The sequence below is a fragment of the Streptomyces sp. GbtcB6 genome (genome assembly GCF_019091475.1).
Taxonomy (GTDB): Bacteria; Actinomycetota; Actinomycetes; order Streptomycetales; family Streptomycetaceae; genus Streptomyces; species Streptomyces hyaluromycini.
Genome location: NZ_JAGXJL010000010.1, coordinates 70,815 through 93,974 on the forward strand (window position 1 = coordinate 70,815; position 23,160 = coordinate 93,974).

Genomic DNA, 23,160 nt, shown 5'->3' on the forward strand with positions numbered 1-23,160 from the left:
CCTTTCCCGGGTGCAACGGGATGTGCGGGGTTCACGATTCCGCCGCACAAGCACCGTGCGGTCGAACGCGTCACCCCCGTAGGATCTTTGCTCGTGCGGACGGCCATGTCATGGCCAAGGATCCGCGCGATCGGTGCCACGGGGGAAGGCCCTGAGGCCACACCAACGGGAGGGAGCCGTCATGGCCAGCAAGGACACGGATCTCACATATGCCGAGATGGAGAAGGTCGCGGGCGACCTGATCAAGGACATGCACGAGCTTGAGGACAAGATCAAGAACGTCGAGAAGCGCGTCTCCGCACTGGTGGAGAACGGCTTCACCACCCAGAAGGCCTCGGGAGCGTACGACGACTCCATGAAGGACTTCACGAAGGGCGCGACGAAGACGATCCAGGGCCTGCACGGGCTGTCCGACTTCCTGAAGAAGGCCAAGGAAGCGTACGAGCAGCTGGACGACCAGCTGGCGAAGCAGGCCAAGGGCTAATCACCTCGGCATGCGACGAGTCACGTCGGTGCGGTGGAGCGGTCGGCCATCGCACCGGCGGGCTTTGTGCGGATGTTTCACAAGTTTCCTCGACGGGGGTAGTTGTGTCGGATCAGACTGCTGATCTCTCACGCATCAAGGAGAGTGCTCGTTCGCTTTCCAGGATCCACAAGGAGTTCGCCGGAAACGCGAATCCGGCGAAGGGGCTGGGGGTGCCCGTCTTCGGCGAAAAGGGTCTGGTCGATGTCTTCGACGACTTCGGCGACAACTGGCGGGTTCACCGTGGGCGTCTGCTGGACGAGTTGGAGAAGCTCTCGAAGATCCTCACCGCCGCGGCGCAGGGCTACGAGGACATCGATCGCCAACTGGCCGACGCCCTGCGCGGTACGGATGCCAAGCCGGCCGGGCCCGAGGGAGGGGCGAAGTGACGCGGCCCCGGGCTGACGAGTGGGCAGTGATCGGGGAATCGGCCGATCCGGTGCCCGGCGATCCGGACGAAGTCGCCAGACTCGGCAGAGAACTGCGGAAGACCGCCGAATCCATCAAGAAGCAGGCCGCCGAGATCAAGGCCCTGTCCTCGGTCGAAGCGTGGAAGAGCAAGGCGGCGGAGGAATTCCGGCAGCAGGCGGAAGAGGCCGAAGGAAAACTGCGCAAGGCCTTCAAGCGGTACGACGCCGCGGCCGACGCGCTGGGCGAGCGGGTCCTGGACGGTTCGTCCTCCACCGAGTACGCCTCGGAGCTCCACCGGGCGCAGCAGACGGCCGACAAGGCACTCCGGGACGCTCGGACCGCCGACGACGAGCACCGGGCGAGCGGCGGTGCCCTCGACAAGCTGCCCAAGGACACCCCCGACGACGATCCGAGCCGCAAGAAGCTGCAAAAGCGCCAGGAGGCGGCGAGTTCGGCGCTGGAGCGGGCGAAGAAGGACCTGGAGACGGCGAAGGACATCCGCGACGCGGCGGCCAAGCGAGCCCGCGACGCGATCCGCCACGCCATCGACCACGACGGTCTCAAGGACAGCCGCTGGGACAAGTTCAAGGGGTGGGTACACGATCACGCCGGGGTGATCCAGACGATCCTGACCTGGAGCGGTTGGATCGCCACCGTCTGCGGAACTCTGTCCCTGCTGGTGGGTTGGATCCCGGTCATCGGCCAGGCACTCGCCGGAATCCTCGGCACCATCGCGCTTCTCGCCACCCTGGTGTCGCTCGTGGGTCATCTCCTTCTGGCGCTGTCCGGTGACGGTAGCTGGTTCGATGTCGCGCTCGACGTAGTCGGCCTCGTCACCCTGGGCATCGGCCGGGGCGCCATCGCAGGGGCCAAGGGCGCGTCCTTGGCCGCCAAAGCCTCCGCGAGGACTGCTGCGGGCCGGGCGCTCAGGGCCGGCATCAGAGCGAAGCCCGGCACGGCTGCCTACCAGCGGGCCCTGAACCAGGCATGGCGCAGAGCCAACGTGCTCAGCGGCGGTGCGCCGCGCGGCAAGGCTGCTGTCGAGGCCATCGCCGGCGCGCCGAAGGGCTGGAACCCCGGAACCGCCCGGCTCAGGGAAGCCTTCAGCCCGAAGTCGATCGGCAAGGAGACGTGGGAAGGCCTCAAGGGAGTCAAGGACCTTGGGTGGAACAATCTCCGTCAGCTGGGGGACAGTTCCACCTGGGCGGGAGTTCGGCCACGGCTCGGGGACACCGGCATCGCGGGGCTGGAGAAGAGCATGGGACAGATCTCCGAGTCCCTGCGGGCCGACGATGCGGTGAAGGCGGCCGGCAGCGTGTTCAGGACCCAGACCCGGATCTGGGCGGGCTCGACCTTTGTCGCCTCGGCCACCGACCTTCTTGACAAGGGCGAGATCACGGGATGGATTGGCGATCGTGTCGGGATCAGCGGGCTGGATGACGGAGTCTGGTCGGCGACCGGAGTCAAGGACGCGACGACGACGAGTGACGGGTGAGCAGACGGGTGAAGGCCGAGTCATGGGCAACTGAGGAAGCGCTGGGCAAGCAGGCTGCCGTGGTGCGGCCCAGTGGCATGCGCCCGCACAACGTCGGCGTCGTACGTCGGGCGCGTCTTTTTGCCGACGGGAAGACCTTCGTCGTACGCGACCGGAGACTGCGTGAGCGCCGGTATCCGGTCGGCGCCGGAGGCATTCGGCGGGCCGTGTTCGTCCCGCCGCCCCCCGACGCCTGGGAGGCTGTGAGCAAGCGGCCCGCGGAGCGCTGGGGTGTGCTCGTCTTCGAGGAAGAGGACGGGCATGAGGTCCTGAGGGTGCCGCTCGCCGAATGGCTGCCGGAAGCCGACGCCGTGGGGATTCTGGACCTGAAGCCGACGAAATGCCTGGACCGCACCGGACTGAGGGACCTGGCCGCGACGCTCGGCATTCCGGTGGAGGATCGTCCGCAAACGCCGGACGGTGGACGGGACCAGCCACAATCGGCGTCCGACCGCGCTCCGGACCGCGTGTTCCATGGCGAACTGCCCCGTTGGCACAGCTGGATCAGAGGGCTCGGCATCCTGGGCTGGTTCATCGCTCTCATCGTCGCCTTCGCGGCTGACGTGGACTGGTGTCTGCCGATCGCCGCGGGTGCTCTGTTCGCCGTACCGGCAGCCGATCTGGTGGTGCGTGTCAGTGCGTGGTGGCGCAGGCGACGGGACGGCCGAAGCTTCGCCGAGGCGGTGCTGTTCACGCCCCATCCGGCGGCCGGAGCGGGAGCGACGCCCAGGTTCCTGCAGACGGCGTCCGTACATGTGCTGCCTCATGACGTCGTCATCACCGACACCGTGGGTCGTGAGCGTTGGCTCGGACGCGACGGCGCGCCTGGCGTCGCGCGGTTGGTGCGCCTGGTGTCTCCGGGGGACCGGCAGCCGTTGGGTGTCGAGTTCCGCGACGGCAGAGGCGAGGTTCGGGCGCTGCTTCCGTGGCGGAACTGGTTCGCCGGTCCGCAGGGCCAGGATCAATGGGAGGACCTGGTCTCGGCGCTCGCGGTCCCGGCAGCGGACGAGGAGACGCGCAGGCCCAAGCGGCCCGGCGGGGACACGGAACCCTGGTGGAACGGCCACCCCCTCGCCGCGGACGCCCGGACGATGTCGCCCCTGCCGGCCAAGGAGGCCCGGGCCGCGACCAGTTGGCACAGCTCCGTGATCGGCGGGAACGAGTTGCTGCTGATTCCCCTCTTCAGCCTCCTGCTGCTCGCCGGACTCTTCGGCGACGGCGTCCCGGCGCGCCTGGCAGGTCTGTTCTCCGCGCTGACCATCGTGGCCGAATGGGTTCCCGCCGCGACGAGGTCGCTGATTAGCCGCTTCCACTACGACAAGCCGCATGAGAATGCGTGACGCCACCGGCCGGACCGACGACACCGGAGCCAATGTGACCGCGAACGCGGGCAGTCCCCGGACGACCGCATCCCCGTCCGACTACCGGCTGTTGCTGCCGGACGGCTGGTTCCGGGTACGGATCGACCCGGAGGGGCGCGAGCGCTCGGTCGACGCCTTGGTCGACCGCAAGTTCGCAGGAGTCGACAACGCGCCCCACCTCAAACGGCAACTGCGCGACGAACTCCTGACACAGGCCACAGAGGCCTACCGCGACGGCGGAATCGAGCTGTATCTGAGTCTGCAGCAGGCGGGCCCCCTGACGATTCCGGCCTCCCTCCTGATCACCTTGTTGCGGCCGGCACCTGGCACAGCCCTGCCGGACACGGCCGAACTGGCGAGGCGCCTTTCAGCCGGGATGGAGGGGGAGACCACGGTCACGGAGCTGGCCGCGGGCACGGCGGTCCGTGTCCGCCGGGTGACGGGGCAACCGAACACCCCCGCTCCGCCCGGGGCAGCCGGAAGCCCGGACGAGGTGCTGCCGTCGGTTACCGTGGACTACCAACTCCCCGTGCCCGGCGCCGAGGCGCACCTCCTGCTGACCTTCTCCACCCCGCTCCTGCAGATCGCCGACGCCATGGTCGAGCTCTTCGACGCGGTCGCCGGCTCGCTCACCTGGCTGGACGGTGACGCCACCCATGAGTGACATCCAGACCTGCGGCATCGTCTGTCCGACGGACTGGGTTCCGCTCCCGCTCGATCCGGCGGACAACGTCAAGAGTTGGGCGAAGAGCACCGCGACGGAGCTCTGTGAACGGAGCAGCGCGGCGGGATACGAGCTGGACGGCACGGCCCTGCGAAAAGACCTGCGGGGCTGGGCCGAGGACAGCCGCAGCCGTGGTCCGCTGTACGGCTTCGCCTTCTATCCCGACGGATTCGACACCGCCCTGGCCCTTCTGGAGGTCGAGGTCGTCCGGCCCGACGACACCATCCCCCGTCTCTCTCTCGACTGGCTGGCGGACACCTTCAGCGCACACGACTTCGGGCCCCCGCAGATCTCGCACCCCGAACTGCCCATCGGCCCCGCCGTGCGCCTCCGCCAGAACTTCGCAGCGGAGGGGATGTCCCGCCGCGGTCCCGGAGTGCTGCTCCAGACAGTCACGTACGGTGTCCTCCCGAAGGGCACCGACAACGCCCTTGTGCTCCTGGTGTCCTGGACGGTGCCGGGCATCGACGAGGAGATCGAGGACGCCGCGGACAGCATCGCGCGGACGTTGACGGTGGGCTTCTGAGCCGTTGGCAGCTGGCACGGCACTCCTTCGCCGCCTCGCGTTCAGGCCCATAGCTCGCCCCCCGGCGTTCTGCGTTGCCCGCGTGTGGGTGCCTTCGCGGTTCTTCTCATCGCCCGGTACGCCCAAGCGCATGCCCCGGCACTCGGCGAGGCGGATGCCGGCGTGGGCGGACCTCGGTGTACGGCGGCACCGGATCTACCAGCCCATGGGGCTCAGTTCCCCAGGGTCGGTTCGTCGGATCCGCTGTTGCCTTGTTCTGCTGAGTCCGTGTCGTTTTCAGGAGCGGGGAATGACACCGTCTGTAGGATCGCCACCGTTCCGTCGCAGAACTCGTTCCAGTATTCGGTGGACGCAGTGTGGAGCGTGAAAACGGCGGTGTAGGGGCCCGTCGGGAACGGGATATGGATCTGGATCTGCCCGGTCAGGAGTTGTTTCTCCGTGTGATCGGCAGTGAGTTCCGGTGAGAGCGTCACCTCGCGCATGGTTACGCAGGAAACCGCCGGGCCGCAGGGAAGATCCATCCAGCGTGCGTCGTGGTGCGGATCACGGGACAGGGCGACCAGGATGCCGTGTGCCGCAGTTTCCGGATCTGCATGATCGGTTTCGACCGCTGCCACAGTGAAGGCGCACTGGACGACGCCTTCGTCTTCGGTGGAGAACAAGCCCAGGGCCGAGTACGAAACACCGCTGAGGGCCAGTTGTTCGGCCAGGGCCGCATAGTACGGGGCGGCCGGGGTCCACAGTGCTTCGGCGCCCTGGGAGTAGAGGTCCCGAACGAAGTTGTCGGACAGTGCGGCCCGCGCTTCGGGCTCGGCTGCCAGCGGGAGGGTGAAGAAGCCTTCGGGGACGTCGAACGTCAGGGGAGGGACATCCGCTTCGACCGTTATGAGAGGCGTGGTCACTGGGTTTCCGCTTCCAATCCGGTTTAGAGGTCGCCCTCTTGGAACGGAACGTCTTCGCCGTTGACGCCCATCAGGCAGAAGTCGCTGCTGATTCCGTAGTCGGGATCGATCGTGCCGGTCCTCAGATAGTCGGCGAGGAAGTGGCCGCTCGGTCGACGACTGATCACGAGATCGCCGGGTCCCTTCTGGCGCTTCAGCAGCTCCGCGACGGTCCGCTGTTGCCCCTCTGTCAGCGCGCCGTCGGACAGCAGTTCAGGACTGGTGGCCAGGGGCCGGGTGACATCGTCACGGCAATTGGTGTTCCAACCCGCGAGGCGACTCCATGATCCGTCGGCGAACACAAGTTTGAAGTCCACCTTGTGCTGGCTGAACTTCATCCGTTTCGCGGTGCTGATGTTGGACCGCTCGGTCTCCCACAGGACCTCGTCATGGGGATCGTTCTTGTCGTCCAGCAGCCCGAGGACGAGGACCCGCCGGGTCGTCACCACCAGATGGGTTCGATCCGTGTCGGAACGGCGTCCGGGGTCGAGCTGCCACGGGAGGGTACGGGCGAGGGATCCTGGAGCCGCCCACATGACGGGGAAGTCCTCGACCTCGTTCTCCGGCTCCTCGGGCTGTCCGAGCCGCGAGACGTTTCCTGTGCTGCCCGACCCGGCCAGCGATTCAAGGACCCCGAGGGTCGCGACGAGCAGAGAGCGAGCGCCGAGCTTGCCCGCCTCACGCAGGCGGCTCTCGTTCTTGGTGCGGGCGGTGAATTCCGGACCCGCCGGCCAGCCCGGCAGCTCGTTCTGGATGTCTCGTCGCGTCGTGTCCCGGAACCAGCGCATCCCGGACACGGGGGTGGCGACGCCGGTGGCGAGACTCACTCCGCAGCGCGCGAGCAGGGTCTCGTCGGGGTCAGGCTGCCATCTTGTCATCTTCTCGTGCCTCAATGTGCTGTGGCGGACTGTTGGAGGCTGTCTCCCGGGTTGGCCGAGTCACCGCTGTGCAGGCCGATGCTGATGCCCTTGGGGAGCACCTTGCCTGCCACGTCGATCCCTCTGCCCAGTTTGCTCAACGGGTCGACCGTGAACTTCTCGCCCGCGAGCGCCAGACCCTTGGTACCGAGCCACTGGCCCTGGTGATACCCCGCCTCGGCGAGCCCGGACAGGCGGCTCATCGCACCACTCTCATGGGACAGCAGTCCGAGGTCCTTCCCCGCACCGCCCAGGACGATCCGCCTGCCCAGCAGGCCGATACCACCCTCGACCGATTTTGCCATGTCACCCGTTGCGATCACGTTGAAGGCACGCTCGATGCCGGACACCTTGAAGCCGCTGCCGAATTCCGCGATCCTCTCGGCCGCGGCTGCCTTGCTGGCCACCTTGGCGCCTTTTCCGAGGAGGCCGATACCTGGCAGCAGCCCCAGCGCGTCCGTGCCCATGGTGAGCCAACTGACGTCAGCACCGCTTGCCTTGGCGACCGAGTGCGCCAGCAGCGCCATTCCACTGGTGAGAACCGCCGCAGCACCGAAGATCGCGCCGAGAGGCTCGAAGGGCAGAGTGATGATGGCCAGCACGCCGAGGATCGCAGTGACGTCGCTGAGGATGTCGCCGATTTCCTTGATCAGGTCGGCATGTTCCTTGAGCCAGTCACCCGTGGCATCCCACGCGTTCGCGATCCCGTGCCCCAGCTTGTCCCAGAAGCCGGGCTCGTCGGGGGCGATGTCGCCGGCCTTGTCCAGTTCCTTGCTGACCTGGCGGGCGGCTGCCCGGTAGTCCTCTTCCAGCTCGTGGACCTTCTGGATCACGCCGTCCACGGCGCTGGACGCCTCGCCGAGTTCCGTACTGCCGTCGCTGCCGGCCTTGGCCTGGGCCTTCGCTTTGGCGTCGAGCTTTTCCCCGGCGCTCTTTTCCAGACGGTCCGCGCGGTCCTGGAAGTCCTGGAGGTCGTCGGCCCAGCGATGCAGAGCACGCGATGCCTTGTCGAAGGACTCGTGGCTCTTGCGGATGAGCGGGGTGACGTCTTGGCCGACATACTCGCTGAAAGCGATCGCGGTCTTGCCCTTCCAGGCACCGGTCTCGATGCGCTCCAGCTCTCCGAGCGCCGTACCCAACTCGCCGGCCAGCTTGCCGAGCTGCTTGGCGAGGTCCCGGGTGTCCTCCACGCTCCCCGGCGTGGGGTCCCAGCCTATGTGGGGGAAGGCCGGCCGTTGCCCAGCCACGTCACTTGCCCTTCTGCTGCGGAGCCTTGAGGGACTCGGCCAGGTCCAGGTCGAGCTTGCCGAAGCTCTCGCCGATCTTGTTGATCATCTTCACGGCACCCTGGGTGTGCTTGCCGAGCTGCTTGATGCCGTAGCCCCAGTCGTCGGCGAAGTCCTGTACGTCTTCGACGAGTTGCTTCTCGCCGACGGCCGAGGCGTCCGCGCTGCGAAGCGTGCGGCGGGTGGTCTCCATGCGGTCGCTGATGGACGAGAAGGTCTTCTTCAGGTCCTGGAAGATCGTGTCTTCGAGGCGCAGGTCACTCATGTCGGATTCCGGTCTCCTGGAGCGGCCCGGAGCCAGAACTCCACGGGCCGCTCGCGTCTCATCAGCGGTTGACCGCCTGGATTTCCTTCACGGTCACGTTCTGCTCGTACGTGGACAGGCCGTCGGGCAGGCCCGGCTGCCGTGCGGGTCCGTCGGGGTCGGCCGAGTCCGTCCAGGTCACCTTCCAGGTGATCGACGCCTTGAAGGGGTAGGTGCCGGTACCTGACGAACGCAGGTAAGTGACGTTGCAACCGGCGTCCTTGCTGTCGACCGTGTAGCCGTTGTCGCCCTTGACCAGGTCGTACGTGCACGACTCCGGGTCGGCGTCCGCGGTGCCGGCCTCGACCTTGAGGGCAATGGGGGTTGCGACGGTCGTCGCGGCCATCTGGACGCCCTTGTAGTTGATGCTGGCGGTCGTCCAGACCCGGTCGAAGTTCCCCTCGAACTTCACCCGCGTACCGAGGTTCACCTTGAGCCGGTCCGGGCTCGGGTTCAGCACCACGGGCGGCTTCGGCAACTTCGTCGAGTTGTAGGCGAGTTCGGAGAGGATCTCCGGAGTCAGCTGGTTGGGGTCCGTCTTCGGCTGGGCGGGCGGGACCCAGATCTCCCAGTTGGCCGGGGTCACGGGACAGGCGTCGGTGTAGTTGTCGTTCCGGAACTGCACCTGCCACCACAGGCCCTTGTCGCCCTTGTGGTAGTCCTCGTCGGCGCGCTTCTTCGCGTAGCTCGCGGCCGGTTCCTGGGCGCCCTTGTACGAGGACTTGATGAACTCCTCGTACTCGTCCGGCGTGTACATGGGCTCGTACCAGCAGACGGGGGGCTTCCAGTTGGCGTTGGAAGAGGTCGCCGTGGTGGTGGAGCTGCTCGAGGCAGGTTTGCTCTGGTTGATACGGATGTGGGCACCGATGGAGCCGGGGGCGGAATCCCCACCGGACTCGGTGCCCTTGTCGGGCTGGTTCGGCGGTGCAGCGGTTCCCGTACCGCTCCCATCACCTCGGATGTCGTCCGCGTAGGCCGGGAACGGTGTCCAAAGCGCCAGGACGAGACCGGTTACGGTGGCCACCCGTGCAGCGGGACGAACAGTCCTTGCCCCTACCCCTGCACGCACGAAGCAGCCCCCTTCTTCCAGTTCTGCTGTGTCACTTGCCAGTCGCCGGCCGCGTCTTTCTGAGCCTGGAGGGTGTAGAGGACGAAGCTCTTGTCGCTGGCCTTGGTACGCAGCACCTTCCCCGATTTGATCTCCTTGCCGAACGCCTTGCTTTGGTCCTCGCAGTAACGGGCCGCCGCGGCCTTGCCGTTCACGACATCCGTGACTTCGAAGTCGTAATACCGGTAGTCGCCGGTGACGGTGAGCCCGTCCTTCTTGACCGTCTCGACGCGTTTGGCCCAGTACGTGAGGGCGGCTGCCGCAAAGTAGCGGTTCATGTTGGGGGTCTGGCCGACTCCCTTGGCGAAGGCTTCGATATTGGCCTGGGTCGAGTAGGCCACGTCCCGCAGGATCGCGTCCTTCGTGGCGTCCCCGGTCGACTCTCGATCCACTGTCACCTTGATGTCCGACGGGAAGTCGAAGCTCGGCGCGTTCTTGTCGGCCGAGGCGGAGGCGGACGGTGAAGGGGAAGCCGAGCCTTCCGTGCCGGCCCCCGCGATCTTGTCGTTGTTGCCCTTGGAGCTGTCGTCCCCGCCTCCGCATGCCGTCAGCAGCAGAGCTGCGGTCGCGGCGAGCGCGGCGGCAACGGGCAAGGTGCGGCGCTTCACTGTGGACTCCCCCGTGAGACAGATGTTTGGCAAGGACACCAACGCTATCTGCGGGGTTCTCGATTCGCCAGCGCGAACTTCTTTGTCAACGTGGGCAATATGGTGTGAACCGGATACTGCGTGGCCCGTCCGTTTCCTGATCGTGCTTCTGCGGGCGCGTGCTCAGCCCTCCGACCTGGTCTGCCTCATAAGGTGCTTGTGCACCTCACTGCGCAGCTCCTCGGTGAGGACCGTGAGCCAGGAGCCGTCGCGGAACCGGATGCGCAACAGGCCGCTCTTGTGCAACCCGTCGAGGGGATCCTCCACGACGGCCTCGGTTGCCGGAATGCTGGCAACGACCTGAAGCCGCCTCTCCTGCCGTACGGATACGCGCTTGGGCGGGGCGGCGAGGACGATGCGGTCCTGGGTCAGGGCCAGGACGCGGGTGTGGTGCGACGACTGGCTGTACCAGTGGAGCAGAAATTGGCCGGCAGACCTGTTCCAGTCGCCGTCGAAGACCTGGTCGAGGCGTTGGGCGCGGACAGTGGCTTTGCCCTCCTTGGCCTCGCGCGCCTTGGTCCGGGCCGTGGCGCGCTCCGACGCCGAGGCCTTCAGCCACTCCTCCGCGTCCGCAACCTTCGAGAGAAGGTAGAGAAGCAGTATCAGCGGGGAGAGAAGCCCAATCAGGACCATGCCGAGCGCACCCAGCGGCCTGATGAGTGCGGGTCTGAGCGGTCCGTCGCCGGCTGCCCGGTGCACGTTCTTCGGGGGTGCAGGGATCTTGCCGATCTTGCACCAGGCGGCGGACTCGGCCGGGACACCGAGACGGCTCTGTATGTGCCCGGCCAGGCTCTTCGTGCTCATTTCCGGAGGCTTTCCAGTTCGGCGGTTCACGGCTTGGGTTTCCTGGGCCTCGATGTCTTGGCCATTGCCGAAGGTCTCGTCAGGCAGGTCGCCATGCGCGCCTTCGGGTCCGGTCCAGGTGATCTCCCAGGTGACCGTGGCCCGGAGCTTGTATGCACCGTCACCTGACGACCGCAGGTACTTGATGCCGCAGGGGGGTGGTCAAACCGGCAATGCCGATCGTGTGACGCTTCATGCCCTGCACTGTGCGGCCTCCGTCTGCACCTCGATGTCTTCGGCGGTCCACAGGCCCTGGGCCTCCGGAGAGGCAGTCATGACGATCTCGAAGTGGTAGTAGTCCTTGAGGCTGGGACTGGTCTTGAGGATCTTCTTGGACTTGACCTCCTTGCCGTAGAACTTCGAGTCGTCGTCACAGAAGGAGACGGACGCTCGTTTGCCGTCGGATGCCAAATCGACCTTGCCCTGCGAGTAACGCTGGACCCCGGTGACGGTCCAGCCGCCGTCGACGTACTGCTTGATCTGCTTCTTGGCGTAGGCCTGAGCGGTGTCGCCGGCCGTGGAGTAGAACTTGTACGCCGTGTCCTCCGGGTCCTGCCGGATGATGCCGTAGTTGATGGCCCGGATGAAGTTCTCTGCGTCACTCAGAGCCGCTGCCTCTTTGGCATTGGACGGCTTGGTGATGTCGAACGCCATCTCGAAGTCCGAGGGGAACGTCATCGCCGGACGGTCGATGCCCGCAGCGGCGTCCGATGCGCTCGGCGATGCCGGCGTCTTGGTGCCATCGGTGTCAGCACCCGCGATCTTTTCGTTGCTCTTGGAATTGCCGTCCCCGCCACCACAGGCCGTCAGTAGCAGGGCTGCGGTCGCGGCCGGCGCGACGACAACGGGCAATCTGCGGCGCTTCACTGTGGACTCCCCGTGAGAATGAAGTTCGTCGAGGATGCAGACGCTATCGGCGGGGTTCACGGTTTCGCCAGCGCGAACCTGTGAGACATAAGGGAAAGCCCGGCTCAAGGTGCGTCAACCACCCACCTCTGTGTCCGGCTGTGTCCTCGTGCGTGGGATGGCGAAGGCGGCGAACCGGGTGTGGCAGGTCGGGCTTGCCTGTGTGTGGAACGGAACCGTCGGGAGGGAAGCGTGAACTCTTCCCTCCTTTGCCCCGGTTGCCTCGGTGTTCTGCTGGATTTTTGCCTTCTGCCTGCTTCTCGCGTGCGGTTTTTACGTCTCCCTTGCCCGGCGTCCCTGTCGTGCGCTCCTTTCCCGGTCTTAGGGTCTTTTGCTCGTGCGGATGGTCCGAGCACGGCAGTAACGGGGCGGAATGAGTGACTTGTCGGCTGACTGCGCGGTGTTTGCCCGGTATCTGGGACAGGCTGGGTAATGCACTCGAAGAGTTGGGCAAGGCTCTTGCCGATCTGCCGGGAGAGGTCGGCAAGCTCCTTTCCGACCTCGGAGACTGGATCAAGAGCCATACGGACTGGATCACGGTGGCCGCCTCTGTGGTCGGCGTGATCGCGATCTTCTGCCCGGCGCTGGCTCCGCTGGCCATCGGGTTGAGCGCACTCGCCTTCTTCGCACATGCGGCGTCTTACGGTGTCGACGGACTCTGGCCGCCGACGGGCGGAAACATCGGCAACTGGCTCACGTTGGGCGGAGACGCGCTGGGCATGGTGCCGGGTGTCGGCGCCGCCAAGTCGGGGATCACGGCCGGTTTCGAGGCGGGGCGAGGTGCGGAAGGTCTGGTCGCCGGCACCCGCGTGGGTCTCAAGACGGCCGGCGTCACGGCCAAGAACATCATGAAGGCCGCCGATCCCGTCTCTGCCGTGATCGACAGGCCGGTCATGGCCGTCGCCACGAAGCTCGGCGTCTCGCGCGGTACCGCCCTGACCGTCACGGAGGGGGTGCAGGCTGCCGCCACTCTCGCCTGGACCGCACCCACCGCCTTCAACGCCTACCAGACGACCCCCGGGCGGTACGACGCAGCCACCTGGGGTACCGGGGTGGGCAACGCCACCATGGGAACCGGCGGTGGCAAGTTCGGCGGACTCGTGGCCGTCGGCAGCGCCATCGGGCTGGGTGCCTGGGAGCTGACGGACTGATGACCGGTTACGAAGAGACGGCGACGGCCGGCGTGGTGACCGGTGGCCTGCCGGATGACGCGGTCGGGCCCGACCTGTGGTTCGAACTTCCGCCGGGCTTCACCCCGTTCCGGCTCGACGAGGATCCCGAGTCGCGCATGCTGCGGATGGCCGAGGCCACCGATGTCATGTTCGGCGTCACCGCAACGGCGGAGCAGAAGCTCAGTCTGATCGTGTCGGGTGAATACGTCCTCCAGACCATGATCGCAGCGGACGCCGAGCACGTGTCGAGTTGCCTGGTGCGAATGCCCGACGGGGAGTTGTCCCAGGCGACCCTGTGCGTCCTCGTCGAGAGGCCGGCGGCGGGTCCGAAGCACCAGGACCGACAGAGTTCGGCCAAGCGGACGGCCGTGCAGTGGCGCGACCTGTATCCGGATGCCGAGGTCGGGCTCGTGATGCTGCCGTACGGCATGACCGCTCTCTGCATACGTGACCAGGCGATCCTCATTCCCGGGGCCGTCTTCGGGCTGGGCGACCCAGTCCCCGTCACGGTTCGCCAGGTGCAGTTCTGTGTGCCGTTGCGGACCGGGCCGGGGTCCGCCCTCTTCGTCTTCACCACGCAGGACACCGACCCCGGCCACTGGTCGGCGTACCTCGACATGTTCAGCGGCATCATGAGGTCGCTTTCGACGGACGAGCCGGAGAACGAGCGCCGACCAGGCGATCGGAATCCGGGGGCCGAAGGAACGGAGAGACAGACATGAACGGCGGCGACACCGGTTATGACGAGGCTCGCGGGAGGCGTGTGCGGCACCCCGTCGCTCTCGCGGTCGTCATCGGGGGCTACGCGCTCGCGGCCATTGTGGGCCTGTTCGTCCTGGCGGGCGACTTCGGCCCCGCACTCCTCGTGCCTGTGTGGATCGTCCACGCCGTGATCCTCGTTGTGCTCATCAGGAAGCTGGGGGCGAAGACGTCGAGTACGTACACGATGTTGTTCATCGTGGCCACTTCGGTCATGTCCGTGTACGTGGCAGACATGGCGCGTGACGATCTCACGCTGCAGCAACGCGGCGAGCGGGTCACGGCCACCGTGGTGAAGAAGTGGCGCGACGCGGCGGAGGGCCGCAAGGCGCGTGACTACAACTACACGCTGGAGCGGCAGGACGGTACGAAGGTGCCGGGGCCCGCCATGAGAACTCTGACCGATCTCTATGCCGTCGGCCAGAAGGTGACGGTCATCGAGGATCCGCGCGGCGAGCTCCGGCCGAGGACTCCGGGGCAGGCGGATGCGACAGGTGAGGAACTGGGGTCGCTGGGCTTCGCCCTCGCCGCCCTCGGTGCGGTTGGGTGGACGGCTTGGCAGGGGTCGGATTCGGCCCGGCGGAGGAGCCGTGGCGGCGAGGCACACGGCGCGAACCGGAACCTCGTCGGGACCCGCGGCTCGGGCGCCACACCGGAGGAGCAGGAAGAGCAGCTCCGCGAGGCGCTGCGTACATATCCCGCCGACCGCCGGGGCTATATCAAGGTGCCACCTGAGCAGTACCCCGACGTGACCCGGCAGCGCGCGGCTCGGATCGCCTGGGAACTGGGTCTTCGTGCGGAGGCATCCGGCAATCGAGGGTCATGGCGCTTCGCCGAGAAGGTGGTGGAGGAAGTACCGCTCGACTGACCCCGGAGCCCTCATCCCTGCACACACCTCCTGTCCGCCTTCTTCCAGCTCTGCCGCGTCCCTCGTGATCGTGTCCCTCATGATCGTGTCCTTCGTGGCGTTCCCGGTCGAAGTCCGCTCCACGACCGCCTCGATGTCCGACGGGAAGGCGAAGGCCGGTGCGTTTCTCTCAGCCGGGGCAGAGTTCGAGACCGTTGGAGAGGCCGATCCACCCGCGTTGGTCCCCGCGCTCTTGTCGCCGCTCTCGGAACTGCCGTCCCCCACAGTGGATCCCCCGTGAGAATGAAGAGTGGTGTGGGGTGGTGGGCAGGCCGGGCCGGTTGTGGGGGGCGCGTGGATGCGGGGTGGAGGCGGTGTGGTCCGCCCGGGCGGTGGCCTGCTCCTTTGAGCACCCTTTGCGGTCCGTTGGTTGTAGCCCCGAAAACCCTCGACACACAGTGACCCTGGTCCCCTGCGTCTCGCGGGGCGGCCGGGTAGGCAGGTGTTCACGGGGGTAGTAGTGGCGGATCACGTCAGGGTGTCCACGACCGAGTTGCGGGAGATCAGCCGGTCTGTCGCCAAGTTGAAGTCCAACTTCGAACATGCAAAGGATCTCGTCGACGCGTACGGCTCCGAGATCGGGTCCGGTGATGTGGCCGATGCCCTCGGCGACTTCGCGGACGACTGGAAGAAGAAGCGCAAACAGCTCTGCGACGGGCTGGAGTTCCTCGGGAAGACCGCGGGCGAGGCGGCGAAGGCCTACGACGGGGTCGACCAGCATCTCGCCGACGCGTTGCTCAAGGCCCAGTCGGGGGACAAGTGAGCGACGACTTCTCCGGGGTCGACTGGCAGACGGCCCGGTACGACGACAGGGAGTTCACGCCGGGGGATCCGTACGAGGTCGCCCGGCTCGGGAAGCGGATCTCCGACACCGCCAGGCTGATCGAGGAGCAGGCCGGCAACCTGAACAACCTCGTCGACGGGAACGGGTGGGACTCCGATGCGGGGAGGGAGTTCACCAAGAAGACCGGCGACACCGTCAAGCTGCTGAGCCAGTCGCATCAGCGGTACGCGGCGGCCGGGGCGGCCCTCGGGTCCTCCGTGCCGTACGAGCCCATCGCTGACACCGTCCGGGAGAACTGGGCCACCGCCCTCAACCACGCCCAGAACCGCGTGCGCTCGGCGCTGAAGAAGGCCGCCGCGGCCGATGCCGACAGCAGTAACTACCAGAAGCAGATCGATCAGCATCCGTCCGGTGACGACAGTCATCCGGACAAGCAGAAACTCAAGCGGCAGAAGGAGGCCTCGGACGGGGAGCTCGACGCCGCGAAACGGGAGCTTCGGGCCGCGCTCGACTACCGGGACACCCAGGCCGGGTACGCCGCCAAGGCGATACGGGACGCCATCGACCACGACGGTCTGAAGGATCCCAAGCACCACTGGTGGGACAACTGGAAGGACTGGGTCGCCGACATCGGGCACTGGGCCGGAGTTGCCGCGGCTGTTCTGGGCGTGCTCGCCCTCGCTCTCAGTTGGGTGCCGGTCCTCGGCGAGGTGCTCGGCGCGCTGGCACTCATCGCCTCGGTCGTCGCTCTGGTCTGCGACACCGTTTCGGCGCTGGACGGCAAGGGCACCTGGCTGGACGTCGCCATCGACGCCATCGGCGTCCTGTCCTTCGGCGCCGGACGGGTCCTGGGAACGACGGCCAAGGAGGCGGCCATGGCCGCCCGGGGCGCCTCCGCGGTCAAGGACCTCCAGCTGGCCCGGGAGATCGGGCTGAATCCGACGGCGGCCCGCGAACTCGCCGAGACGCTCAACGGGGTCAAGCCCGGAGAGATCGGCAAGGCGCTGTCCGAAGGGCCCACGAAACTCCTGCCGCGGATGCGCTCGGTGGTCAAGGAGTCGCTCAACCTCAAGGCGTACGCGACCGACATCCGCGATGCCCCCGCAGTGCACCGGGCGGCCAAGGCCTTTGCGGAATCGGCGCCCGAGCTGTCGGAGATCGCGGACTCCTCGTTCAAGAGCATGGCGGGTCAGGCCAAGGCCTTGTACTACGGCAGCCAGGTGCTGCCGCTCCTGGCCGGCTGGTCGAACCTGGCACACACGCACTCCGACGAGCCGTGGGTCACCGGGCCGAACGCCCTCCAGGGGGCGAAGGAGATTCCGGGCATCGGGGCCGGCGGAACACCGTTCTACAACTGGCACTGGAGCACCAGCGGCTGACCCGGTCGGCTGTCAGGAATCCCAGAGCGGAAAGAGCAAGGATCACGTGGCGAGTGAGGACGAGCGGTCCGTCGACGAACTGTTCGCGGAACTGCCGGAGAAATGGCAGCGGTCGCTGGAAGAAGTGGGCCTGGGGCTGCCGGAGCTGCGCCGCATCGAGGCCGGCCCGGACGGCATGCGGCGGGTACGCACCATCCTCGCCGAGTTCTCCGAGGCCACCGCCAATCCTCGGCCGGCGCGGGCCGGGTGGACCGGTTACGGCGGCGGAACGCCGGTATGGCCGTGGGCCCGGCTGCTCCTGGTGGCCGCCGTATCGGTCGTCGTCTGTCTGCTCTCCAGCCTGTTCATCGGCAAGGCGGCGGCGTTCGTCGGCCTGCTGCTCGGGCTGCCGGTGATCTGGGTGGCCTTCAAGACCCGTGACTCCCGAGGGGCCCCCGTCGCCCGGTATGTCACCGCGGCCGCCTATCTCGTACTGGTCCTGGTCGGCTCGTACTTCGCCAACGCCTGGTACCTGCAGCTGCGCGGGGTGGAGCAGACGGTCACGATCGCCACGCCGACCCATCAATGGACGCACGGGACCCGTGAGACGTACTGCAGGGTCCGGCTGCGGGACGGGTCCGTCCACGAGGTGATCGACAACAAGGAGAACTGTGCCGACCGAGTCGGGCAGACGACCACGGCCGTCATCGACCCGGCCGGTCACTACAAGCCATCCCTCGGCACCAAGTCCGGGATCGGCGGCGTCCTTGAGGGCTACGTCTGCCTGGGCGCCGCCGCGGTGCTTGTTCTGGCACCGGTGACGGTCGTGGCCATGGGGCGGCGCAAGCGGTACGACCAGGCGATCGGGACGGCGGTATGAACGGCGGGACGGCCAGTACGGCCACGGCACCCCCCTCCGACTACCGCCTCGCCGTTCCCGAGGGCTGGGAGCGGATCGTGCTCGATCCCGAGAAGTGGGCGCACCGTATCGACAAGGTCGTCAAGCGCGGTCTACGGCGTACGAAGGCCGGTCCGCAGCTCGAAGCCGCGCTTGCCGACCGGATGCGGGAGCAGGCCGAGGCGGCGCACGCCAACGGCGGTGTCGAGATGTACGTCATGAACCAGCTCCTCGGCCAGGTCCCGGTCTCCGCCGGCCTGGTCGTCACCCTGCTTCGGCCGGCTCCCGGTACCGAGACCGGCGACCTGGGGGACATCGCCCGCTCCCTCGCTCTGCGCGCGACCGCCGAGGACGTCACTCTTGTCGGCCTCCCCGCCGGCCCCGCCGTACGCCACCGCTACCTCCGCCGGCCCGCCGCCGACGACCCCGACGGCAACAAGCTCGCTGTCACGCACCTGGACGTCTACCTCGCCGTCCCGAACAGCGACCAGCGGCTGCTGCTCTCCTTCTCCACGCCGATGGAGCCGCTGGCGGAAGCCTTGGTCGGTCTCTTCGATGCCGTTGCCCGCACTCTGCAATGGATGGCCTGATGCCCGAGTTCGCCGCGTCCACGGTGCGTATGAAGGTGCCCGAGGACGCCGTGTCCCTGCCGGTGCGCGTGGCGGGGGTCGACCTGCGTGCGTGGGCCGCGGAGGCGGCCGCGCGCCACGTCGCCCCGGACGACCCCGACCCGAAGCTGCTCGACGTCCTCGCCGCCGAACTCCGCGAGGCCGCCGCCGACTCCCGTGAGCGCGGTCCGATCACGGCGCTGTCGTACGTCCCCGAGCCGCGTCTCGGCGAACTCGCCCGGATCGAGCTGTCCGCGCTGGTCGCCGACGACACGTACCCGGCCATGACCGTCGACCTCCTCCAGCGCTACCTCGCCGCCCCCACCCCCGTCTCCTACCGTCCGCCCGAGGCCGAGCTCCGTACCCTTCCCGCGGGCCCGGCGGTGCGGGTCCGGCACGCGTACGTCCAGGACGTGGGCCGGGACGGGCTGGGGACGGTGATGGAGACGTGCGCGTACGGCATCCGGGCCGACGAGACGTGGGGGCTCGTCCTGCTGACGTCCTGGCAGGCGCCGGCCCACACCGACGCCCTGTGCGAGCTGACCGACGAACTGGCGCGGACCGTCCGGGTCACGGCCTAGCCGAGCGCTCCCGCTACGGTCGGGCCGCGGTCAGGTGACGGACGAGGGGCTCGCCCTCCAGGGACGTCAGGCGGCACCAGGAGCCGTCCGTGAAGGTGATCCCGAAGTCCCGTCCGCCGACGCTGAACGGGCGCCGCCCGACCGTGGCCACCGTGCTCAGGTCCGTCTCCCAGAGGACTTCCTCCCAGGGTTCCCTGGGATCGCGGAGTCCGCCGAGGACCAGCAGGCGGCGGTCGGTCAGGACGAGGTGGGTGAGGTCCGTGTCGGGACGGCGGGCCGGGTCGAGTTCCCAGGGGAGGGTACGGGCGATCGTGCCGGGGGCCGCCCACAGCACCGGGAAGTCCGTCTCCTCGTTCTCCGGATCCTCGCTCTTGCCCAGCGGGCCGGAACCGCCCGGGCCGCTGCCCGGCGGCACGTTGCCCCCGGAGAGCACGGCGAGGACGAACACCCCGAGGAGGAACACGGCCGTCAGCACCGTCCACACCACCGGGCCGATCCTCGACCTGAGGCGGTATGCCGGGCCTGCCGGCCAGCCCGCCAACTCGTCCTGTATGTCCCGCCGTTCGGTGTCGCGGAACCAGCGCCGGCCCTGGACGCGGTGCGCCGCGCCGGTCGCGAAGGACACCAGGGCACGCGCCACGAGCTCCTCGCCCGCCGGGGGTTGCCAGGAATGCCGCTGAGGCACGGTCACGGTCTGGCATCCTCACGGTCGTCGGGGTCGTCAGCCGTCTTTCGCTGCGGTGAACGCTTCGTCCGGCCGGGTGATCGTACTCGGGCCGCCGTCGGTGCCCGCCCGGCCGACGTGAGCACTTCGTGCAGGCCTCATGGGTGCGCGGTGAGGGCGTCGGGGGCGGCCCGGCCGCGAACAGGGTGTTCTGGATTCGCCGGCGCACAGCCCGGTGTCCCCTGGTGTCCCCCCAATCACAACCGCCGCACAGGGCAACGCCGTTGCAGATCGCAACGACGATTTCGGTGAGGTCAAGGAGTCCGGGCGCGCCTTGAGGGGCTTATGTGCGGCTGATACGGTGCGATCGCTTGACTCTCGCCATGTCGCCGAGTACTCGGCCGGATCGGGCGGTTGGTGTCGAGTGTCCGCTTTTACGGCGTTGACAGAGTGTTCGAGTGTTCGGCAGACAGTTTTCTTGGCTGTAACGGGGAGCGGTTGCGTGAAGATCCAAGAGCGTACGGGGGCGGGCGCCGGTCGTTCCGCCGGTCCGGCTCAGCCTTCGGTCGGTGACCGGCTTCCCAGCGCGCCCCGTGAGCGCAAGCCCGCGCTGGCCGCGCTCGCGGTGCTGCTGATCCTGCTGGGTGCGCTGGGGGCGACGACGCTCGTGCTGCAGGCCGGCAAGCGCATCGAGGTCATAAAGATCACGCAGGAGATCCCGGCCGGCTCGTCCGTGGACGGGAGCAACGTGACCTCCGTCATGGTCGCCGACGACTCCAGCATCCACTACGTCAGGTGGTCCCAGCTGGAGAGCCTGAAGAAGCTCAAGGCCCTGAGCACCATCCCGGCCGGTGCCGTCGCCGTCGGCGAGATGTTCGGCAGCGGCAGCAAGCTTCCCGCCGGCAAGTCCACCGTCGGCCTGGCCCTGAAGGAGGGTCAGTACCCGAGCGGTATCGAGGTGGGCGACACCGTCGCCGCCTACCGCGTCAGCGGCTCCTCCGGCGGCTCGTCCTCCAGCGGTTCGTCGTCGTCCTCCTCCGGTACCGACTCGCTGATCACGGGCAACGCCAGGGTCAGCGCCGTACCGGACGACAAGAGCAGCGGCGAACTCGTCAGCAGCACCAGCTACGCCATCACGCTCACCGTCGACAGCGACAAGGCCGCCGACCTGGCCGACGCCGCGTCAGGCGGCGAGGTCGCCCTCGTCCTCGTGCCCGGCACCGGCAACTAGAAGGCGGCTTCCACCCCATGGCGCTCATCGCAATCGCCGCCGACAAGGGTTCCCCCGGCGTCACCACCGCGGCCGTCGCGCTGGCCGCGGTCTGGCCGCGCCGGGTCCTGCTCGCCGAGGCCGACCCGGCCGGCGGCGACCTGGTCTACCGCAGTGCCGCCGCGCACGGCGGACCGCTCAACCCCAACACCGGCATGCTGTCCATAGCCGCCACGGCTCGACGCGGCCTCGTTCCCGATCAACTCTGGGACCATGTCCAGCCGTTGAGCGGGGGGCTCGAGGTCCTCGTCGGGCTGGGCATCGCCGAGCAGGCCGCCGGGCTCGCCGGGCTGTGGCCCACCCTCGGGCACGCCTTCGCCTCCCTCGCCGACTCCCCGAACGCGCCCGCCGACGTCATCGCCGACTGCGGCCGGGTCAGCGGCGACACCCCGGCCGTCGAGCTGTTCCCGCACGCGGCGCTCGTGCTGCTGGTCTCGCGGACCGAGCCGGAGGCCCTCGCCCGGGTCCGGGACCGTGCCGCCGCCCTCGCGCAGAAGCTGCACGGCGGTCCGCGCGGTGCCGCCGCCCTCGCCACCCCGCTGATCGGCGTGGTCCTGGTCGCCGACCCGTCGAGCTCCGGCAAGCTGGTCAACCAGGTCAACGACATGCTCGTACACGCCCAGACCGGTGCCCGGGTGGTCGGCACCATCGCGGACGACCCCACCGGCGCCGACCAGCTGGCCGGCCGCAAGCGCGGGCGCCTCGACAAGTCCCTGCTCATCCGCTCGGCCCGCAAGGTCACCGCCGACCTCCACCAGCAGTACGGCGCCGCCTGGGCCGTACCGACGCAGGCGCCCCACGCGGGGGCCGGCCGATGACGGCTGTCGACCACCAGTTGGTCAAGCGGTTCCGGCAGGACGCCGGCGACCGTATCGCCGAGCAGCGCCGGCAGGACCAGACGTCCGGTGTCACGCCGATGTCCAACGAGGACGAACGGCAGTACGCCCGCGCGGTCATAGCCCAGATCCTGGAGGAGTACGCCCGCGCGGACATCAACGCCGGGCGCACCCCGCTGGACGCGGAGACCGAGGAGCAGTACGCGGCCGCCGTGCACGCCGCGCTGTTCGGTGTCGGGCGGCTGCAGCCGCTGCTCGACGACCCGGACGTCGAGAACATCGACATCAACGGCTGCGACCAGGTCTTCGTCGGGTACAGCGACGGACGGGAGGCCATCGGGGATCCCGTCGCGGAGACGGACGAGGAGCTCATCGAGCTGATCCAGGTGCTCGGCGCCTACTCGGGTCTGTCGTCACGTCCGTTCGACTCGGCCAATCCGCAGCTCGACCTCCGCCTTCCCGACGGCTCCCGGCTCTCCGCCGTCATGGACGTCACCCGGCGGCCCGCGCTGTCCATCCGCCGCGCCCGCATGGGCAAGGTGTTCATCTCCGACCTGGTGGGGAACGGCACCGTGACGCCCGAGGTCGCGCACTTCATGGCCTGCGCGGTCCGCGCCCGCAAGAACATCATGATCGCGGGGGCCACCAACGCCGGAAAGACGACCCTGCTGCGTGCCCTCGCCAACGAGATCCCGCCGCACGAACGGCTCATCACCGTCGAGCGCGCGCTGGAGCTCGGGCTCGACACCTTCCAGGACCTGCACCCCAATGTGGTGGCGTTCGAGGAGCGGCTGCCCAACTCCGAAGGACAGGGGACCATTTCCATGGCCGAACTCGTCCGCCGGTCGCTGCGTATGAACCCGTCCCGGGTCATCGTCGGTGAGGTCCTCGGCGACGAGATCGTCACCATGCTCAACGCGATGTCGCAGGGCAACGACGGATCCCTCTCCACGATCCACGCCAACAGCTCCAGCGAAGTCTTCAACCGCATCTCGACGTACGCGCTCCAGGCCGCCGAGCGGCTGCCCATCGAGGCCAGCCAGATGCTGATCGCGGGCGCGGTGAACTTCGTCGTCTTCATCCAGCGGCGCAACAACTACCAGACCGGCGGCCGCCTCCAGCGCATGGTCACCTCGGTCCGTGAGGTCAACGGCGTCGACGGCCGGGTGCTGTCCAGCGAGGTGTTCGCGGAGGCACACGACGGCCGGGTCGTACCGCATGCGCCCATAGCCTGCCTGGAGGACCTGATGGCCTACGGCTACCAGCCGCACGGGGCCTGGGGGTGATGTGAC

27 protein-coding genes are annotated in these 23,160 nt (G+C 68.0%); 18 read left to right on the top strand and 9 right to left on the bottom strand.

Features of this window, described 5'->3' with window-relative positions; genetic code table 11:
* The first annotated feature begins 181 nt into the window (after positions 1 to 181).
* The 6 genes from KVT45_RS18610 (at position 182) to KVT45_RS18635 (ending at position 5,079) form a co-directional block, all read left to right on the top strand.
* Positions 182 to 484: a WXG100 family type VII secretion target gene (locus KVT45_RS18610; protein ID WP_046726478.1), complete on the top strand. Its 303-nt coding sequence runs from the start codon at positions 182 to 184 to the stop codon at positions 482 to 484.
* Positions 485 to 696: 212 nt separating this feature from the next.
* Positions 697 to 912: a hypothetical protein gene (locus KVT45_RS18615; RefSeq protein WP_254646995.1), complete on the top strand. Its 216-nt coding sequence runs from the start codon at positions 697 to 699 to the stop codon at positions 910 to 912.
* Between the two features lie 26 nt (positions 913 to 938).
* On the top strand, positions 939 to 2,429 hold the full coding sequence (locus tag KVT45_RS18620; protein ID WP_217548869.1) for a putative T7SS-secreted protein: 1,491 nt from the start codon (positions 939 to 941) through the stop codon (positions 2,427 to 2,429).
* Positions 2,430 to 2,437: 8 nt separating this feature from the next.
* Positions 2,438 to 3,808, top strand: coding sequence for a hypothetical protein (locus KVT45_RS18625; RefSeq protein WP_217548871.1), 1,371 nt, complete (start codon positions 2,438 to 2,440; stop codon positions 3,806 to 3,808).
* The gene (locus KVT45_RS18630; RefSeq protein ID WP_254646996.1) at positions 3,795 to 4,493 is read left to right on the top strand and encodes a hypothetical protein; all 699 of its coding nucleotides are present in this window, start codon (positions 3,795 to 3,797) and stop codon (positions 4,491 to 4,493) included. Before KVT45_RS18625 ends, KVT45_RS18630 begins: the two co-directional genes overlap by 14 nt.
* Positions 4,486 to 5,079 carry a hypothetical protein gene (locus KVT45_RS18635; RefSeq protein ID WP_217548873.1) on the top strand — a complete coding sequence of 198 codons (594 nt, stop codon included), beginning with the start codon at positions 4,486 to 4,488 and terminating at the stop codon, positions 5,077 to 5,079. Before KVT45_RS18630 ends, KVT45_RS18635 begins: the two co-directional genes overlap by 8 nt.
* A 212-nt stretch (positions 5,080 to 5,291) precedes the next feature.
* Here KVT45_RS18635 and KVT45_RS18640 read toward each other — a convergent pair whose 3' ends face one another.
* The 8 genes from KVT45_RS18640 to KVT45_RS18675 form a co-directional block, all read right to left on the bottom strand.
* Complete coding sequence (locus tag KVT45_RS18640) at positions 5,292 to 5,981, bottom strand: hypothetical protein (protein WP_217548876.1); 690 nt, start codon at positions 5,979 to 5,981, stop codon at positions 5,292 to 5,294.
* 23 nt (positions 5,982 to 6,004) lie between these two features.
* Positions 6,005 to 6,898, bottom strand: coding sequence for a hypothetical protein (locus KVT45_RS18645; RefSeq protein WP_217548878.1), 894 nt, complete (start codon positions 6,896 to 6,898; stop codon positions 6,005 to 6,007).
* 11 nt (positions 6,899 to 6,909) lie between these two features.
* A complete protein-coding gene (locus KVT45_RS18650) occupies positions 6,910 to 8,127 on the bottom strand; it encodes an enoyl-CoA hydratase/isomerase family protein (protein ID WP_308310817.1) in 1,218 nt (405 codons plus the stop codon).
* A gap of 58 nt (positions 8,128 to 8,185) precedes the next feature.
* Positions 8,186 to 8,488 carry a hypothetical protein gene (locus KVT45_RS18655; RefSeq protein ID WP_089099578.1) on the bottom strand — a complete coding sequence of 101 codons (303 nt, stop codon included), beginning with the start codon at positions 8,486 to 8,488 and terminating at the stop codon, positions 8,186 to 8,188.
* A 61-nt stretch (positions 8,489 to 8,549) separates the two neighbouring features.
* Positions 8,550 to 9,551, bottom strand: a complete 1,002-nt coding sequence (locus KVT45_RS18660; protein WP_217548882.1) for a hypothetical protein — start codon at positions 9,549 to 9,551, stop codon at positions 8,550 to 8,552.
* Positions 9,552 to 9,580: 29 nt separating this feature from the next.
* A complete protein-coding gene (locus KVT45_RS18665) occupies positions 9,581 to 10,243 on the bottom strand; it encodes a hypothetical protein (protein WP_217548885.1) in 663 nt (220 codons plus the stop codon).
* A 162-nt stretch (positions 10,244 to 10,405) separates the two neighbouring features.
* Positions 10,406 to 11,086, bottom strand: a complete 681-nt coding sequence (locus KVT45_RS18670; RefSeq protein WP_217548887.1) for a hypothetical protein — start codon at positions 11,084 to 11,086, stop codon at positions 10,406 to 10,408.
* Between the two features lie 231 nt (positions 11,087 to 11,317).
* A complete protein-coding gene (locus KVT45_RS18675) occupies positions 11,318 to 11,992 on the bottom strand; it encodes a hypothetical protein (protein WP_217548888.1) in 675 nt (224 codons plus the stop codon).
* A gap of 485 nt (positions 11,993 to 12,477) precedes the next feature.
* Here KVT45_RS18675 and KVT45_RS18680 point away from each other — a divergent pair, with 485 nt between their 5' ends.
* The 9 genes from KVT45_RS18680 to KVT45_RS18720 all read left to right on the top strand — a co-directional run bounded on the left by KVT45_RS18680 (position 12,478) and on the right by KVT45_RS18720 (position 19,098).
* Complete coding sequence (locus KVT45_RS18680; RefSeq protein WP_217548890.1) at positions 12,478 to 13,182, top strand: hypothetical protein; 705 nt, start codon at positions 12,478 to 12,480, stop codon at positions 13,180 to 13,182.
* Positions 13,182 to 13,925: a hypothetical protein gene (locus tag KVT45_RS18685; RefSeq protein WP_217548892.1), complete on the top strand. Its 744-nt coding sequence runs from the start codon at positions 13,182 to 13,184 to the stop codon at positions 13,923 to 13,925. Before KVT45_RS18680 ends, KVT45_RS18685 begins: the two co-directional genes overlap by 1 nt.
* Complete coding sequence (locus KVT45_RS18690) at positions 13,922 to 14,830, top strand: hypothetical protein (protein WP_217548894.1); 909 nt, start codon at positions 13,922 to 13,924, stop codon at positions 14,828 to 14,830. Before KVT45_RS18685 ends, KVT45_RS18690 begins: the two co-directional genes overlap by 4 nt.
* A gap of 79 nt (positions 14,831 to 14,909) precedes the next feature.
* Complete coding sequence (locus KVT45_RS18695; RefSeq protein ID WP_217548896.1) at positions 14,910 to 15,110, top strand: hypothetical protein; 201 nt, start codon at positions 14,910 to 14,912, stop codon at positions 15,108 to 15,110.
* A 219-nt stretch (positions 15,111 to 15,329) separates the two neighbouring features.
* A complete protein-coding gene (locus tag KVT45_RS18700) occupies positions 15,330 to 15,632 on the top strand; it encodes a type VII secretion target (RefSeq protein WP_308310819.1) in 303 nt (100 codons plus the stop codon).
* A complete protein-coding gene (locus KVT45_RS18705) occupies positions 15,629 to 17,032 on the top strand; it encodes a DUF308 domain-containing protein (RefSeq protein ID WP_217548900.1) in 1,404 nt (467 codons plus the stop codon). The genes KVT45_RS18700 and KVT45_RS18705 overlap by 4 nt, the downstream gene beginning before the upstream one ends.
* A 46-nt stretch (positions 17,033 to 17,078) precedes the next feature.
* Positions 17,079 to 17,891 carry a hypothetical protein gene (locus tag KVT45_RS18710; RefSeq protein WP_217548902.1) on the top strand — a complete coding sequence of 271 codons (813 nt, stop codon included), beginning with the start codon at positions 17,079 to 17,081 and terminating at the stop codon, positions 17,889 to 17,891.
* A complete protein-coding gene (locus tag KVT45_RS18715; RefSeq protein ID WP_217548904.1) occupies positions 17,888 to 18,499 on the top strand; it encodes a hypothetical protein in 612 nt (203 codons plus the stop codon). Before KVT45_RS18710 ends, KVT45_RS18715 begins: the two co-directional genes overlap by 4 nt.
* Complete coding sequence (locus tag KVT45_RS18720; RefSeq protein ID WP_217548906.1) at positions 18,499 to 19,098, top strand: hypothetical protein; 600 nt, start codon at positions 18,499 to 18,501, stop codon at positions 19,096 to 19,098. Before KVT45_RS18715 ends, KVT45_RS18720 begins: the two co-directional genes overlap by 1 nt.
* Before the next feature lie 13 nt (positions 19,099 to 19,111).
* Here KVT45_RS18720 and KVT45_RS18725 read toward each other — a convergent pair whose 3' ends face one another.
* Positions 19,112 to 19,789: a hypothetical protein gene (locus KVT45_RS18725; RefSeq protein WP_217548909.1), complete on the bottom strand. Its 678-nt coding sequence runs from the start codon at positions 19,787 to 19,789 to the stop codon at positions 19,112 to 19,114.
* A gap of 475 nt (positions 19,790 to 20,264) precedes the next feature.
* On the opposite strand from KVT45_RS18725, the gene KVT45_RS18730 reads away from it, so the two are divergent.
* From KVT45_RS18730 to KVT45_RS18740, 3 genes are read left to right on the top strand one after another with little or no spacing between them, the layout of a single operon-like run.
* The gene (locus KVT45_RS18730; protein WP_217548911.1) at positions 20,265 to 20,993 is read left to right on the top strand and encodes a hypothetical protein; all 729 of its coding nucleotides are present in this window, start codon (positions 20,265 to 20,267) and stop codon (positions 20,991 to 20,993) included.
* A 17-nt stretch (positions 20,994 to 21,010) separates the two neighbouring features.
* A complete protein-coding gene (locus KVT45_RS18735) occupies positions 21,011 to 21,850 on the top strand; it encodes a hypothetical protein (RefSeq protein ID WP_217548913.1) in 840 nt (279 codons plus the stop codon).
* Positions 21,847 to 23,154: a CpaF family protein gene (locus KVT45_RS18740; protein ID WP_217548915.1), complete on the top strand. Its 1,308-nt coding sequence runs from the start codon at positions 21,847 to 21,849 to the stop codon at positions 23,152 to 23,154. Before KVT45_RS18735 ends, KVT45_RS18740 begins: the two co-directional genes overlap by 4 nt.
* Positions 23,155 to 23,160: the final 6 nt, after the last annotated feature.